This is a genomic window from Sphaerotilus montanus (assembly GCF_013410775.1).
GTDB classification, from domain to species: domain Bacteria; phylum Pseudomonadota; class Gammaproteobacteria; order Burkholderiales; family Burkholderiaceae_C; genus Sphaerotilus; species Sphaerotilus montanus.
On the sequence record NZ_JACCFH010000001.1, the window covers coordinates 2,704,408 to 2,719,099 of the forward strand.

A 14,692-nucleotide genomic window follows, 5' to 3' on the forward strand; every position below is an offset into this window, starting at 1 on the left:
TGGTCCGCGGGTGACCCGTCGTCAGGGGATTGGGCGAATACAGCAGTGCGGTCATGGGTGTGCAGCGATGAAATCGATCTGATTTCTCGACCACTGGACACTGAAAATCAATATCCGATGGGGTGTTTGCTGCACTCTATCGATACAAACTGTCTCGACGTGGCCGTGCCGCTGCGAAAGCACCGGGTTCGGGGGATTGGTACTGCGCGGATCGTAGTCCGTCGTGAAGTCTCGCCAGTATCCGGATGTATGCCCACCTCAATCGGTGCGCAGGGCGTCGTGCAGCGCGATGTACTCCAGGGTCAGGCGGTGCTTCGGATCGAGGTGCACCATCGGCAGCGCCTGTTCGTGGGATTCCTTGACCTTGACCGTGGACGACAGATAGGGATGCAGCACCGGCAGGCCCTCCGCGATCAGTTCGGCCACCACCTTGCGCGGCAGGCTGGCCCGTGCCTGGAACTGGTTGACGATGATCCCTTCGACCTGCAGCTTGCGGTTGTGGTCGGCCTGGATCTCCTGGACGTTCTCCATCAGCGCGTAGAGCGCGCGGCGCGAGAAGTCGTCGCAGTCGAAGGGCACCAGACAGCGATCGGCCGCGATCAGCGCCGAGCGGGTGTAGAAGTTCAGCGCGGGGGGCGTGTCGATGTAGATGCGGTCATAGCGGTCAGCGATCTCGTCCAGCGCGTCGCGCAGCTTGTAGATCTTGTAGCGCGATTCGAGCTTGCCCTGCAGTTCCTCCAGCGCCGGACTGGACGGCATCAGGTGCAGGTTCTCGAACGGGGTCGGCACCACGAACTCGGCCGTGCTGCGCGGGTGCAGGTTGAACTTGAGCGTCTGGTCGAAGAAGCCGGCCAGATCCACCGTCAGCCCGTCGGCCTGGCTGCCGAGCAGGTAGCGGGTGCTGTTGCCCTGGGCATCCAGATCGAGCACCAGCGTGCGCAGGCCCTGCTGTGCGCTGACGGCCGCCAGGTTGCAGGTGATGGTGGATTTTCCGACCCCCCCCTTTTGGTTGAAGACGACACGGCGCATGAGCTTGGTCCCGGAAGGTTGGTGTGACGGAGTGCTGGATTGTGCCCAGTCTGGGGGAATTTTCCGCGTTGCACCATCGCGACGTCGCATCAGGGGTGCTGCACCATTCCGGCCTGAAAATGCACCTGATGCCCCCGGTACCGGGGGCTCGGGGGATGCCGGACCAGAGGGTATCCATTCAGAATTGCACTTTTCTCATATCAGGGCAAGGGGTGGCGGTCCTCATGGCAGTACAAGACGTCTCGATCAAGTTCTCCGGTTACTGGAGCGAATACAACCGCGGGCTGATGCCGCGCCGGGCGGGCGTCTTCTGTGTCTATCGGGCGCATTTCAACGACCTGTCCAAGTCCACCACCATGCTGGAGTTGCTCTACATCGGGGGCTCGCCCAATGTGCACGAGTGCCTGGCCGAGCACCGGCTGGCCGACCAGTGGCGGGCCTGTCTCGGTCCGGACGACAGCCTGTCGTTCAGTTTCGGCTCGGTGGCCCTGCCAGATCTGGCCGCCTGCGAGACCGCGCTGGTGATGCAGCACCGGCCGCGCTGCAACGAGGCGGTGCCGCAGGTCTTTCCCTTCGACGGCCTGTCGCTGAAACTCACCCACCGCACGCCCTTGCTGCAGGGCCGCTTCTCGATTGGCGCGGGGTCGTCCGGCGTGATGCACCGCCTCCGCGGGCAATGGGTGCGCCGCGGACTCGACTTCCTCCGCGGGATCCAGCCGGGTTGAGCGGGCCGGCGGTGGTTCCGGCATCACACGCAGACATGAAGTTTCAATTTGTTTCCTTGTGGGGTGGCGCTGAAAACGGAAAAAATGTGATTTGATTGGAGTGTGACCTTGTTCACGTTCCATGAACTGAAACTGCCCTCAAGACCTGAATCAGTATCCATGCCTGCAGACGACCTGTCTCCGTCGATATTGATCGAGCAATATGCACAGCAATTGCGCGGCCAGTGGCTCCATCGTTCCTTCGGGGATATTCGATTCTGGGGATTTGCCGTGGTGCGGCCGAATGACCAGAGTTTTGTCGTCGTGTCGGTGCAGGCCGAAGGCGACCGCCTCGATCTGAGGCTGGTGCACGAAAGCCGGCAGGGCCACGAGACCGTGCTGTCGATCTGGTCGCCGCGCGGGCTGCAGCTGGCCTCCGGACTGGTGGTCGCGCGGGCGGCCCGACTCGTGCTGGGCGACTGCGAAGCCTGGTCCGAGGACGATGCGCACTACCGGATCCGGACACCACGCGGCGAGGGCAGTTTTCCCATGGAATCGACCCCGGCCTTGCGGCTGGGTTGTTGATCCTTGCCCTTCGAGGTTCCGCCATGTTTGCGCTGCACTCTGTTTCCCGGGCACTGCTGCCCCTGCTGGTCCTGTTCGGAGGCTGCGTCAGCCTCGACAGCGGCTCCGATGACGAACGCCTGCCGACCCAGCTTGCCGGCAAGGCCGAGGTGCTGGCCACCACCGACGCCGACTACCCCCGCGCTGTCATCACCTCCGCGGTCAAGGCTGCCGGTGAGGGCGGCGTGGTCGAAGGCACGGTGATCCGCCTGACGCAGGACGTGACTGTCTGGCGCATGTGGAGCGGCCCGACCAAGAAGAACGCCAGCGGTCTCACCAACCGCATCGGCGGCTGGTGGGCCTACGACGCGCCCAAGGGCACGCAGGCGCAGTACCGCACCGCCTACGAGATCTGCAACGGCTGGAACGACCTGACCTGGGTCGCGAAGTGCACGCTCAAGGCCGGCGCGGTCGTGGTGATCGGGCCGGGCCAGTCGGTGTCGGCACAGACCTGCGGCGACGTGACCGGCGTGGAGAACTATCCCGCCAACCAGAAGGACTGGCAGACCTACGTCGACAAGCCGTGGGCGCGTCCGGCCGAGCTGGTCTGTCCGGCCGACACCGAGGACTACCAGGCCGATCCGGCCGACATCTCGAAGGCCAAGGCGGCGTCCTGAGGCATCAGGCGGGCGGTGGACTGGCGTGCAGCCGGTCGCGCCGCCACAGGTCCGGGAACCACCGGATCCACAGCCCCGCGACCACCAGCACGCCCACCCCGCCGAGCAGCACCGAGCCGACCGGCCCGAGCAGCGCGGCGGTGGCGCCGGACTCGAACTCTCCGAGCTGGTTGCTCGCGCCGATGAAGATCGAGTTGACGGCGCTGACCCGGCCGCGCATGGCGTCCGGCGTGCCGAGCTGCACCAGCGTCTGGCGGATCACCACGCTGACCATGTCGGCGCCACCCGAGGCCAGCAGCGCCACCAGCGACAGCCAGAACGAGGTGGACAGCGCGAACACCAGCAGGCACAGGCCGAACACCGCCACTGCGCCGATCAGCGTGCGCCCGACGCGGCGCTCCAGCGGCCGGCGCGCCAGCCAGACCGAAACCAGCAGCGCGCCGGCTGCAGGCGCGGCACGCAGCAGCCCCAGCCCCCACGGTCCCGTGTGCAGGATGTCCTTCGCGTACATCGGCAGCAGCGCCGTGGCCCCGCCGAGCAGCACCGCGAACAGGTCCAGCGACATCGCGCCCAGCATCACCGGCTGGCCCCGCAGGAAGTGGATCCCGGCGAAGACACTGGTCCAGCTCGCCGGCTCGCGTGGCGCCGCCGGCGTGTCGTAGCGGATGCCCAGCGCCAGTCCGCAGGCGAGCAGCAGGAAACCCGTGCCGGCCGCGTAGACGACATCTGCGCCGGCCACATAGAGAAACCCGCCCAGCGCCGGCCCGCCGATGATCGCCACCTGCATGCCGCTGGAGCCAAGCGCCACGGCCTGCCCGAGCAGCGTCGGCGGCACCAGCAGCGCCGGCAGCGCCTGACTCGCGGGCATCTGGAAGGCCTTGGCCACCCCGAGCACGATCGACACCCCGAGGATCAGCTCCCGGGCCATGGCGCCGTGGTGGGTCGCCAGTGTCAGGGCCAGGGCGACGCCGGCCTGCAGCAGCGTGGCGGCCATCATGATCCGGCCGCGGTGGTGGCGGTCGGCGACATGGCCGGCCGGCAGCGTCAGCAGCAGCGCCGGCAGGAACTGCGCGAGGCCGACCAGCCCGAGGTCCCAGGCGCTGCCGGTCAGGTCGTACATCTGCCAGCCCAGCGCCACCATCAGCATCTGCGCGGCAAGCTGTGCGCTCAGCCGGGTGCACCAGAAGAAGACGTAGGCGCGGTGGGCCAGCAGCGCCTTCATGCCGCGTGGTCGCTCATGAACGGAACAGCCGCGAGTACTGCGCCTCGTGCTGCGCCGAGAGGATGGCCAGCATCGGCGTGTGCGCCTGCCGGGCGCTGTCGGGCAGCGTCAGCGCGTGTTCGACCTCGGCGGGAATGGTCTCGACCAGCGCGGCGAGGATGCGCTGGCCGGCACTCTGGCCCAGCGGTACCGACTTGATCGCGGCCTGCACCATGTTCTCGGCCCAGCCGAAGGCGTGCGCGAGCAGTGCTTCTCTCAAGGGGGCGCCGGTGCGCTCGACGGCCAGCGCGAACGCCACCGGCCAGCTCGGTGCCGGCTTCAGTGCGGCGAGTTCGGCGATCCGCTGGTCGGGGAACGCCAGGTCTGCGTCCTGCGTCGCCAGCCACGCGCCCAGCGAGCGGCCCATCTGCTCGGTCTGCTGGCGGAACTCGCTGCTCTCGCGGGTCAGGCGCACCCAGTCGTTGAGTTCGGTGATGCGGACGCTGTCGCGCTGGCGCCAGGCGGCGTGCGCCCGGGCGACCACCGACAGGTCGGCGCGGGCCAGCGCCAGGTGCAGCTGATCGACCAGCCAGCGGGACACGCCGGCCTCATCGCGCACCAACCCGGCATCAATGGCCGCCTCCAGTCCCTCGGAGTAGCTGAACCCGCCCACCGGCAGTGCGGGCGAGGCCAGCCACATCAATTGCAGCAGTGCCGACGGCGACAGCGTCGGCGGCTTGGCACGGACCCGCGGCATCAGTGGTCGTGGCCGCAGCCGGGGCCGTGGACATGCGGCACATCGGCGGCGCGCACGGCGATGTTCAACGGCTTGCCGCGCACGGGGGCGGCGACCGGCGCCAGGGCGTGCGCATGGCCGTGGTCGTGGTGGTCGTGACCGCCATGTCCGTGGCTGTGTCCGCCCGCGGCATAGGCGCCGCCCTCGGGCTCGAAGGCGGACTGCTCTTCGGTGACGATCAGGTGCATCTGGCGCAGCATGTCGGCCAGCACGTGGTCGGGCTCGAATTTCAGGTGGTCGGGCTGCAGTTCGAGCTGCACGTGGCGGTTGCCCAGGTGGTAGGCGGCGCGCACGAGGTCGAAGGGCGTGCCGTGTTCGCTGCAGGGGCGCACGACCAGCACCGGCTGCGGCGCCGCGAGCACGCGCACCATCGAGCCGTCCTCGGCGATCAGCACATCGCCGCCGCGCACCAGCGTGCCGCGCGGCAGGAAGACGCCGAGGTGGCGCCCGCTGCTGTCGGTCGCGTCGAAGCGGCTCTTCTGGCGCACGTCCCAGTCGAGTTCGACGGACGGTGCGCGCTTGAGGAGGACCTGGGCCAGACCCTGGCCGCCGGGGAGGAGTTTGTTGACGGTGAGCATGGCGTCTATTGTGCGGTGGCGCGGGCGATCTGCTGGCGTACCCAGGCGATCACGGCCTCCGGGTGGGTGAACTCGTCGGCCGAGCGCGCCGCGATGCCGGGGAAACGAGCGTTCCATATCTTCGACAGCGTCGTGCCGGGACCGAGTTCCAGCACGCACTGCACGCCGCGTTCGGCCACCGCCTCCATGCAGCGGTCCCACGGCACCGTCTGCGCCACCTGCCGGGCGAAGGCGTCGCGCAGCGCAGCCGGCCGGCGCACGACTTCGCCCGTGGCGTTGCAGACCAGCGCGGCGCGAGGCGTGGAGAAGGTGCGCGTCCCGACCACGGCGGCGAGCGCAGGCACCGCGTCGGCCAGCATCGGCGTGTGCGAGGCGATCTGCACGCCAAGCCGTGTGCAGGACACGCCGTCCGCGACGAGTTCATGCTCGGCCGCCGCCAGCGCAGTCGCCGGGCCGCCGACGATGTGGCGCTGCGGCCCGAGCCGGATCGCGACGGCGAGGCCGTGGCGCTGCAGCACCGGCGCGAGCGCGTCCGCCGCCAGGTCGCGCACCGCGAGCAGGCCGCCCGCGGGGTGGCGCGCCGCCGCGTCGTCCATGGCCTGGGCGCGGGCCTGCGCGAGGTCCAGCGCCGTGTCGGCGTCGAACACGCCGGCGATGCTGAACGCGGCGACTTCACCGACGCTGTAGCCGGCGACGGCGGTCGGTGCTGGCAGGTCCGCCCGCAGCCGCGCCCACAGCGCCAGCGCCAGGCCCGTGATCAGTGGTTGCGCCACGGCGTTGCGCGTCGCCCAGCGTGGATCGTCCAGCCGTGTGCGCCAGTCCATGCCCAGCACGGTGGTGAGTCGGTCGAGCGTCGGATCGGGCGCCTCGGTCTGCAGCAACCACGGCAGCATCGCGGGATGCTGCGTGCCTTGACCAGGGAGGAGGAGTCCCAGGCTCATGCGCTTGCGTGGGTGCCCGCTTTCGCGGGCATGACGGGTGGGGGACTGACACGCAGCACCCAGCCCGCTGCGGCCAGCACGTCAGCCGCCCCGCCGGGCGACAGGCGCCGCGCGACGAAGTGGCGGTGGATCGCCTCGGCCCGCGCGATCGCGTCGGGCTGCCACACGCCGCCGTCGGCCAGGTAGTCCTGCGCCAGCCGCTGGGCGTCGCGCAGGCCAGCGAGGCCGCCGCGGTGGGCGAGGTTGGTGTCGTCGAGCGTGGCCAGGATGTGGAAGAAGGTCTGCAGCCGCGCGTCGCGGGGGGACAGGCCGGCTGCGCGGGCGGTCTGCAGCGCGGGCACCGCGACCTCGAACAACACCGGCAACCCGCGTGCGGCTTCTTCGCCCGCGCTGCGCAGACCGAATTGCTGCGCCACGCGCTGGCCGTTTGACTCACCCGTGTGGCCGCAGCGGCGACGCAGCGCCTCGCCCCATCCGTCGAGCAGCGCAGCGCGCAGGCGGGCGGGTGTTGCCGCTGTGCCCTCGGCGTGCAGGCGGCCCGCGGCGGCGCACAGCAGGCCCAGGTTGAAGATCGCCCCGCGGTGCGTGTTGACGCCGCCGGTGGCCCGCAGCATCCGCGCTTCGGCGGCGATGCCGAGGTGCTCCAGCGTGGCGAACGGGGCGTGCTGCGCGCCGGCTTCTGCGATGCGCACGAAGTAGTGGCGCAGCGCGAACAGGCTGCGCAGGAAGGTGCCCGCGTCCATGTCGGCGTGGCTGCCGGTGTCGATGAACGAGACCAGCCCCGGCTTGGGGTAGAGCGCGAGTTCGTCGTAGAGCGCGACGGTGGCGGCGCGGCCGATGGCTTGCAGGCGCGCCGGGTCGTGTGCGACCGCGGTCGTAGTCGAAATCAATTGCGGATCAGCCATTGCGATCCCCGCTCCAGACGGACGCCGGTTCGGTGCTTGACGAGGACCGCATCAGCTTGGCCCGCGCGCCACTGCCGCCATTCACGCCACGCCACGGCCGCGCCATCCGGCAGGCCAATCTCACCGTCCAGCCGCGGGCCGCGCCAGTCGGCGTCGTCGAGCAGCGCCGCGGCGGCATCCGCCTGCGCCGCGTCCCGCACCGGCAGCCACAGGTCGAGGTCCGAGCCTTCGCGCAGGTAGGCCAACCCGGTGATCGCCTGCCAGCCGTGGCTGCCGTAGACCTGCGGCGCCACGCCCAGTGCGGCCAGCCTGTCGGCCAGCGTGGTCCAGGCGGCGCGCACCGGCGGTGCCAGCAGCGGCGTGATCGCCGTCGGTTCGGGGAAGCCGTGCGGATGGCGCAGCGCCGCCGCCGGGACCGACAGTGCCAGTCGCAGCCGCCCCCAGCATGTCGGCGCGGGCAGCCCGAGTGCGACCTGCTCTCCGTCGTCCACGCGCTGCCGGGTGACCACCAGCGGCAGGTCGTGCGCGGCCCAATGCGCCAGCGCCGCCTGGGCTATGGGTTCACGATCTATCGACTGAACGCCCGCCCAACCCTCGGGCGTCAGGCGCACGAGCTGGTGGCGCTGCAGATCCGACCCCATCACGCCGCGTTCAGCACACGCTCAATCACCGCCGCCGCGAGCCGCCGCCCACCGCGCGCCGCGCCATCCACCGCCCGCGTGTCCGTGACCGGCGTGTCCGCCAGCGCCGCACGCAGGCAGACCGCCAGGTCATCCCGCCACAGCGCCCGCACGCCGCCCATCGCCACGTAGTTCTCCACCCCCGGCGCGAACACCGGGTTGCTCGCCGACAGCGCGGCCAGCATCGCCTCGGGCAGCTTCGTCACCCTCGCCATCGCCGGCAGCCGCATCACGCGGATCTCCGCCTCCGGCAGCGCGAAGCAGCCGTCCGCGATCAGCCCCGAGGTCAGGAAGCCGCCCGACAGCGCCTGGTCGTAGACGAGGCCGAGCACGCGGTGGCCCCGCCGGCGCGCCAGGTCGATGCAGCAGCCCAGGTGCGCCATCGCGCGGTTGATGCCCATCCACTCGTCGCGTCGGCGCAGTTGCTGCCCCTGCGTGTCGACCAGCAGCAGGATCGGCCGCCCCGGGTGGTCGCGCAGCGTGTCGAGCACCCCGCGGGCCTGCGCCAGCGCGAGCGCCACGCCGATCGGCGCGTGGTTCGTCGTGCCGAGCACGGTGATCGTCTGGCCGTCGAACTCGGCGTGGCCGTGCAGGAAATCGCCGTCGGCGACGAGGTGGTGCGCGTCGCCGAACAGGCGGTGGGCGAGGGTGGGCCAGTCCATCGGGAGGCTTTCGGTGTTCAGGGGTGGAGCGGCGTCGTCGCCAGCCGGGCGGCGAGCAGCGCGTGCTCGGCTTCGAGCGAAGCCATCGTGAGTGGCTGCGAGGCGTTCAGGGAATCGATCGCGGCCGCGCGGAAAGCGGCCACGTCGTCGTCCACCAGCCGGTCGCAGTCGCCGCTCTCGGCGCGGTGGCGCCCGCCGGTCGTGCGCCAGACCAGCGCGCGGTCACGCGAATCGAACTCGTCCACGCCGTGCGACGCCTCGATCACCTCCGGTCCCGACATCGCCAGCCGCCCCGTCTCGCTGATGACGAGGTGATCCGCACACCGCGCCACCAGCCCCATGCCGCCGAAGCAGCCGTTGGCGCCGCCGATCAGCACGATCACCGGGATGCCCGCCGCGCGCACGTCCAGCACGGCGCGCATCACCTCCGACACCGCGATCAGCCCCGCGTTCGCCTCGTGCAGCCGCACGCCGCCCGACTCCGCCAGCAGCACGACCCCCGCCGGCCGCTCGCGCAGCGCCCGCCGCAGCCAGCCGACCAGCTTGGCGCCATGCACCTCGCCGACACCGCCGCCCATGAAGCCGCCTTCCTGCGCGCCGACAAAAACCGTGTGTCCGTCCAACTGCGCTCGGCCGATCACCACGCCGTCATCGAAGGACGACGGAACGCCGAGCTGCGCGAGGTGCGGGCTGGTGAGCCGCTCGGACGGCGGCAGCCATTCGTGGAAGCTGTCGGTGTCGCACAGCCGCGCCAGGCGCTCGCGGGCGGTGCATTCGGCGTAGCTGATGTTCATGGGGCCACCTTCAATCCGGCCACGGCCTGGTCCAGCCGCAAGCTCACCACGGCAGGCGTCGCGCCCATGTCATTCACCGAGACGGTCACCCCCGCCAGGTGGTGGCGTTCGTGGAAATCGCGCACCACGGCGGCCCAGATCGCCTCGAAGCCGCGCGCCGAGGTCTCGATGCCGACGCTGCAGCGGTCGTGTGCCGCGGGCTCGACCATCACCTCCAGGTTGCCCGAGCCGACCACGCCGACCAGCACCGGCGTGAACGCGGCGGGGTGGCGGTGGCCGTCGAACTCGAAGTGCATCGACTCGATGCTGGTGGAATTTGTCATGTCGTCACCGTCACTGTCACCGTCGTCATCACCAGTTCCTGAAGCGCGCCGGCGGCTGGTACAGCCCACCCGACGCCCGCACCAGATCGCGCATCGACCGCGCCGCCAGCAGGTTGCGCGTCGCGTCACGCTGGTCGATGCCCAGATCAGCGGCGCGCCGGATCACGCCGCGGTCGCGCAGGTTCTCCACCATCCGCCGATCACGCCCGAGCCCGACCGGCGTGTAACCCGCCACGCCGCGGATCGCCTGCTCGCGCTCCTCGTCGGTGCGGCACAGCAGCAGGTTGGCGATGCCTTCCTCGGTCAGCACATGCGTCACGTCGTCGCCGTAGACCATGATCGGCGGCAGCGCCATGCCCGCCTGTTCGGCCAGCGTCCAGGCGTCCAGCCGCTCGACGAAGGCGGGCTGCATGTGTTCGCGGAAGGTCTCGACCATCTGCACCACCAGCTTCTGGCCGCGCGGCGTGCCGCGGGCGCCGGTCAAGCCTTCGCGGGCCTGCGCACCCGCCTTGAGCCACGCGGGGCTGGCGTGACGCCGTCCGCGTGCGTCAGATCCCATGTTCGGCGCGCCACCAAAGCCGGTGATGCGGCCGAGCGTCGCGGTGGAGCTGTTGCCGGCGAGGTCCATCTGCAGCGTCGAGCCGATGAACAGGTCGCAGGCGTAGTGGCCCGCCGCTTGCGAAAACGCCCGGTTGCTGCGCAGCGAGCCGTCCGGGCCGGTGAAGAACACGTCCGAGCGGGCGCGGATGTAGTCCTCCATGCCCAGCTCCGAGCCGAAGGAGTGGATCGACTGCACCCAGCCCGCCTCGATCGCCGGGATCAGCGCCGGGTGCGGGTTCAGCGCCCAGTGCTGGCAGATCTTGCCCTTCAGCCCGAGCGACTCGCCGTAGGTCGGCAGCAGCAGCTCGATCGCCGCCGTGTCGAAGCCGATGCCGTGGTTCAGCCGCTGCACGCCGTATTCGGCGTAGAGCCCCTTGATGGCCATCATCGCCATCAGCACCTGGATCTCGCTGATCTGCGCCGGGTCGCGGGTGAACAGTGGCTCGATCACGTTGGGCCGCGGCGCCTGCACGACGAAGTCCACCCAGCCGGCCGGCACGTCCACGCGCGGGACGTGGTCGACGATCTCGTTGACCTGCGCGATGACGAGGCCGCCGCTGAAGGCGGTCGCCTCGACGATGGCGGGTGTGTCCTCGGTGTTCGGGCCGGTGTAGAGGTTGCCGTCGGCGTCGCTGCTGTGCGCGGCGATCAGCGACACGCGGGGCGTCAGGTCGACGAAGTAGCGCGCGAACAGCTCCAGATAGGTGTGGATGGCGCCAATGTGGATCTGCCCCTGCGACACCAGCGACGCCAGCCGCCCGCCTTGTGGCCCGGAGAACGAGAAGTCGAGCTTCGACGCGATGCCGAGGTCGAACACGTCCAGATGCTCCGGCAGCGCGAGCACCGACTGGACCATGTGCAGGTCATGCACCCGCTCGGGATCGACCTGCACCAGCGCCTTGGCGAGGAAGTCGGCCTGCTTCTGGTTGTTGCCCTCCAGGCAGACGCGGTCGCCCGACTCGATCACCGCGTGCAGCAGATCGACGACCGCGCCCGTCTCCACCCGCTTGCCGCGCAGGCGGGTGCCCAGGGTGTCGGCGGCGCGGGCGAGCCGGGCCTGCCGGTTCTGCGCGCGGTGGTTCCAGGTGCGGTCCATCGCCGGGGTCACTCCAGCTTGATGTTGCCGGCCTTGACGACGTCGGCCCAGCGCTTGGTCTCGGCTACCACGAAGTCACCGAACTCCTTGCCGGCCATCGTCGGCGTTTCCGAGCCGATGTTGTTCCAGGCGGTCTTCAGCTCGGGGCTGCCCAGCGCGGTCTTCAGCTCGGCGGACATCTTGTCCACGACCTCCTTCGGTGTGCCCTTGGGCGCCCAGAGGCCGTACCAGGTCGCCACCTTGTAGGTCGGCACGCCCGCTTCCGCCGCGGTCGGGATGTCCGGGAAGCCCGGCGCCCGCTTGTCACTGGCCACGGCGATGGCGCGCAGCCGGCCGCTCTTGATGTGGGTTGCCGAGGAGCCGAGGCCGTCGAACATCATGTCGATCTGGCCGCCCATCAGGTCTTGCAGCGCCGGCCCGGCACCGCGGTAGGGGATGTGCGTGATGAAGGTCTTGGTCTGCATCTTGAACAGCTCGCCCGCCAGGTGGTGCGACGAGCCGTTGCCGGCGGAGCCGTAGGTGAGCTGGCCGGGCTTGGACTTGATGTAGGCCAGCAGCTCGTTCAGGTTCTTGGCGGGCACCTTCTGCGGGTTCACGACGATGACCTGCGGCACGCTGGAGACCAGCGCGACGGGGATGAAGTCGTTGAGGAGGTTGTAGTCGAGCTTGGGGTAGACGGCCGGCGCGATGGCGTGGTGGACGGCGCCCATGAACCAGGAGTAGCCGTCCGGCGCAGCCTTGGCCGCCACCCCGGCCCCCAGATTGCCGCCGGCGCCGCCCTTGTTGTCGATGATGAGTTGCTGGCCGAGCTGTTTCGACAGCACCGCCGAGAGCGGGCGGGCGAAGGCGTCGGTGCCCCCGCCGGCCGGGAAGGGCACGACCAGTGTGATCGGCTTGGTCGGCCAGGCGGTCTGTGCCATGGCGGGCAGCCCGATGGCCAGGGTGCCCAGCAGGCCGAGGCCGGTCAGGCCCAGGGCGTGGCGACGGGTCAGGGGTGCGGGTGTGGGCACAGGCGAAAGCGAAGGCATCTGGGTCATCGGTTGTCTCCGGAAAAATTCTTTTCAGCCATCAATGTATACATTGAACATTGAATTGAATGCAAATTCAATCCTGAGGGATACCCTTGGTGCCGTGCAGGCCAAGCCTGAGACAATTCGAGCCATGAAGATCTCCGAGCGCCTGTGTGAAACCATCGAAGAGCTGATCGCCACCGGCGAGCTGGCGCCGGGCAGCGCGCTGGACGAGGCGATGCTGGTCGAGCGCTATGGGGTCTCGCGCACGCCAGTGCGCGAGGCGCTGATCCAGCTGGCCGCGGAGGGACTGGTGGAGTTGCGGCCGCGGCGCGGTGCGGTGGTGGCGCAGGCCACGCCGCAGCGGCTGGTCGAGATGTTCGAAGTGATGGCGGAGCTGGAAGCGATGTGCGCACGGCTGGCCGCCCGGCGCCTGCACGACGCCGATCTGGTGGCGCTGGAGGCGGCGCTGGCCTGCTGCGATGCGGCCGCCGCGCAGCGTGACCCGGACGCATACTTCTACGCCAACGAGGAGTTCCACCGGGCGCTCTACACCGCCTCCCACAACGACTTTCTGGTCGGGCAGACGCTGGCGCTGCAACGCCAGCTGCGTCCCTACCGCCGGCTGCAGCTGCGGGTGCGCCACCGGATGCAGCACTCGCTGACCGAGCACGCCGAGATCCTCGTCGCCCTGCGGCAGGGGGACGCGGTGCAGGCCATGGAGGCGACCCGGCGCCACGTCGTCGTGCAGGGCGAGCGGTTCGCCGACCTGCTGGCGAGCCTGCAGCAACTCGCCGCGGCATAGGCCGCGCCGCCGGGGCTGGCGTTATGCTGGCCGGCATGGCACTCGACACCCTTGATTTCCAGTCCGGCGACCACCCTGTCGCCAGCCTCATCGTCCTGCACGGCCTTGGCGCCGACGGCAACGACTTCGTGCCCATCGCGCGCGAACTCGATCTGTCGGCGGTCGGCCCGATGCGCTTCGTGTTCCCGCACGCGCCGATCCGGCCGGTCACCATCAATGGCGGCATGAAGATGCGCGCCTGGTACGACATCTACACGCCCGATCTGGTGCGCCGCGAGGACGAAGCCGGCCTGCGCGCCTCGGTCGCCGACGTGCAGGCGCTCATCGACCGCGAGGCCGCGCTCGGCATCCCGCCCGAGCGGGTCGTGCTGATGGGCTTCTCGCAGGGCTGCGCGGTGGCGCTGCTGGCCGGTCTGCGTGCGCCGCAGCGGTTGGCGGGCATCGCGGGCCTGTCCGGCTACCTGCCGCTGGCGGCGACCACCGCGGCCGAGCGCAGCACCGCCAACCAGGACGTGCCGGTGTTCCTGGCGCATGGCCGCTTCGATCCGGTCGTCGTGCCCGCGCGCGGTGTGGCCTCGCGCGAGGCGCTGCTGGCGCTGGGCTACGGCGTCGAGTGGCACGACTATCCGATGGAGCACTCGGTCTGCCCGGAAGAAGTCGAGGACCTCAACGTCTGGCTGCTGAAGGTGCTGGGCGCGCCAATCTGATCCAGGGCAAGACTCGGTCATCCGCAGTGCGCCATCCGCGGGACGGGGCGCCCATACTCGACACCGTACCCACCTGACCCGGGTGCACGGAGGTGTTGACCATGGCGATGATCCCGAAGACCCGGCTGAAGCGGCCCCTGGCCCTGGTGGCGGCAGCATCGGCGACAGCCACTGCTGCGTTGCTGCTGGGTGGCTGCAGCGTGGAGTGGATGAACCTGCAGCCTGCCCGCGAGCTGGCCGAGCAGGCGAAGCCGCCGGGCGAGGTCTATGCCGGCTGGCGCGTCTACCAGGACAAGTGCGCGCAGTGCCACGGTGCCGAGCCGCTGGGCACTTCGCGGGCGCCCAATCTGGTGATCCGCCTGCGGGACATCGGCCCGCAGCGCTTCGCCAGCCTGGTGCTCACCCGCTACGACTTCAGCCTGCCCGGCATGCCGCCGCGCAGCGACGCGCCGATCCCGGACGCGCTGATCGACGAGGTCGTGGCGCGCAAGGCCGGTGACATCGCCATGCCGGCGTGGCAGGGCGAGCCGCGGGTCAACGCCCACATCATGGATCTGTACGCCTACCTCTCGGCCCGCGCGCAAGGCACGCAGGGTCCGGGCCGTCCGGCGCCGTAGCCT

At 70.1% G+C, this 14,692-nt stretch carries 18 protein-coding genes; 6 read left to right on the top strand and 12 right to left on the bottom strand.

Going from position 1 to position 14,692, the window contains the following annotated elements; all coding sequences use genetic code 11:
* Positions 1-258 precede the first annotated feature (258 nt).
* Positions 259-1,029, bottom strand: coding sequence for a ParA family protein (locus BDD16_RS12305; protein WP_179634219.1), 771 nt, complete (start codon positions 1,027-1,029; stop codon positions 259-261).
* A gap of 224 nt (positions 1,030-1,253) precedes the next feature.
* Here BDD16_RS12305 and BDD16_RS12310 point away from each other — a divergent pair, with 224 nt between their 5' ends.
* The 3 genes from BDD16_RS12310 (at position 1,254) to BDD16_RS12320 (ending at position 2,974) form a co-directional block, all read left to right on the top strand.
* Complete coding sequence (locus tag BDD16_RS12310; protein ID WP_179634220.1) at positions 1,254-1,754, top strand: hypothetical protein; 501 nt, start codon at positions 1,254-1,256, stop codon at positions 1,752-1,754.
* A gap of 108 nt (positions 1,755-1,862) precedes the next feature.
* The gene (locus BDD16_RS12315) at positions 1,863-2,318 is read left to right on the top strand and encodes a hypothetical protein (RefSeq protein WP_179634221.1); all 456 of its coding nucleotides are present in this window, start codon (positions 1,863-1,865) and stop codon (positions 2,316-2,318) included.
* A 23-nt stretch (positions 2,319-2,341) separates the two neighbouring features.
* Positions 2,342-2,974, top strand: a complete 633-nt coding sequence (locus BDD16_RS12320; protein ID WP_179634222.1) for a hypothetical protein — start codon at positions 2,342-2,344, stop codon at positions 2,972-2,974.
* Between the two features lie 4 nt (positions 2,975-2,978).
* Here the strand turns inward: BDD16_RS12320 and BDD16_RS12325 are convergent, their stop codons facing one another.
* From BDD16_RS12325 to BDD16_RS12375, 11 genes are read right to left on the bottom strand one after another with little or no spacing between them, the layout of a single operon-like run.
* Positions 2,979-4,196, bottom strand: a complete 1,218-nt coding sequence (locus tag BDD16_RS12325; protein ID WP_179634223.1) for an MFS transporter — start codon at positions 4,194-4,196, stop codon at positions 2,979-2,981.
* 13 nt (positions 4,197-4,209) lie between these two features.
* Positions 4,210-4,932: an urease accessory protein UreF gene (locus tag BDD16_RS12330; RefSeq protein ID WP_179634224.1), complete on the bottom strand. Its 723-nt coding sequence runs from the start codon at positions 4,930-4,932 to the stop codon at positions 4,210-4,212.
* The gene (ureE, locus tag BDD16_RS12335) at positions 4,932-5,549 is read right to left on the bottom strand and encodes an urease accessory protein UreE (RefSeq protein ID WP_179634225.1); all 618 of its coding nucleotides are present in this window, start codon (positions 5,547-5,549) and stop codon (positions 4,932-4,934) included. The genes BDD16_RS12330 and ureE overlap by 1 nt, the downstream gene beginning before the upstream one ends.
* A gap of 5 nt (positions 5,550-5,554) precedes the next feature.
* Positions 5,555-6,490: an ACP S-malonyltransferase gene (locus BDD16_RS12340; RefSeq protein ID WP_179634226.1), complete on the bottom strand. Its 936-nt coding sequence runs from the start codon at positions 6,488-6,490 to the stop codon at positions 5,555-5,557.
* Positions 6,487-7,380: a triphosphoribosyl-dephospho-CoA synthase MdcB gene (gene mdcB, locus BDD16_RS12345; protein WP_246332532.1), complete on the bottom strand. Its 894-nt coding sequence runs from the start codon at positions 7,378-7,380 to the stop codon at positions 6,487-6,489. The genes BDD16_RS12340 and mdcB overlap by 4 nt, the downstream gene beginning before the upstream one ends.
* Complete coding sequence (gene mdcG, locus BDD16_RS12350; RefSeq protein ID WP_179634228.1) at positions 7,377-8,036, bottom strand: malonate decarboxylase holo-[acyl-carrier-protein] synthase; 660 nt, start codon at positions 8,034-8,036, stop codon at positions 7,377-7,379. Before mdcG ends, mdcB begins: the two co-directional genes overlap by 4 nt.
* Positions 8,036-8,737: a biotin-independent malonate decarboxylase subunit gamma gene (locus tag BDD16_RS12355; RefSeq protein WP_179634229.1), complete on the bottom strand. Its 702-nt coding sequence runs from the start codon at positions 8,735-8,737 to the stop codon at positions 8,036-8,038. The genes mdcG and BDD16_RS12355 overlap by 1 nt, the downstream gene beginning before the upstream one ends.
* A gap of 17 nt (positions 8,738-8,754) precedes the next feature.
* A complete protein-coding gene (locus BDD16_RS12360) occupies positions 8,755-9,531 on the bottom strand; it encodes a biotin-independent malonate decarboxylase subunit beta (protein ID WP_179634230.1) in 777 nt (258 codons plus the stop codon).
* Positions 9,528-9,854, bottom strand: a complete 327-nt coding sequence (gene mdcC, locus BDD16_RS12365; protein WP_179634231.1) for a malonate decarboxylase acyl carrier protein — start codon at positions 9,852-9,854, stop codon at positions 9,528-9,530. The genes BDD16_RS12360 and mdcC overlap by 4 nt, the downstream gene beginning before the upstream one ends.
* A gap of 28 nt (positions 9,855-9,882) precedes the next feature.
* Positions 9,883-11,550 carry a malonate decarboxylase subunit alpha gene (gene mdcA, locus BDD16_RS12370; protein WP_179634232.1) on the bottom strand — a complete coding sequence of 556 codons (1,668 nt, stop codon included), beginning with the start codon at positions 11,548-11,550 and terminating at the stop codon, positions 9,883-9,885.
* Between the two features lie 8 nt (positions 11,551-11,558).
* Positions 11,559-12,587, bottom strand: coding sequence for a Bug family tripartite tricarboxylate transporter substrate binding protein (locus BDD16_RS12375; protein WP_179634233.1), 1,029 nt, complete (start codon positions 12,585-12,587; stop codon positions 11,559-11,561).
* A gap of 124 nt (positions 12,588-12,711) precedes the next feature.
* On the opposite strand from BDD16_RS12375, the gene BDD16_RS12380 reads away from it, so the two are divergent.
* From BDD16_RS12380 to BDD16_RS12390, 3 genes are all read left to right on the top strand, one after another.
* Complete coding sequence (locus BDD16_RS12380; protein WP_179634234.1) at positions 12,712-13,365, top strand: GntR family transcriptional regulator; 654 nt, start codon at positions 12,712-12,714, stop codon at positions 13,363-13,365.
* Between the two features lie 35 nt (positions 13,366-13,400).
* On the top strand, positions 13,401-14,072 hold the full coding sequence (locus BDD16_RS12385; protein ID WP_179634235.1) for an alpha/beta hydrolase: 672 nt from the start codon (positions 13,401-13,403) through the stop codon (positions 14,070-14,072).
* Between the two features lie 101 nt (positions 14,073-14,173).
* Positions 14,174-14,689 (top strand): c-type cytochrome, encoded by a 516-nt coding sequence (locus BDD16_RS12390; protein ID WP_179634236.1) that lies wholly within the window; start codon positions 14,174-14,176, stop codon positions 14,687-14,689.
* The last annotated feature ends 3 nt before the right edge of the window (positions 14,690-14,692 follow it).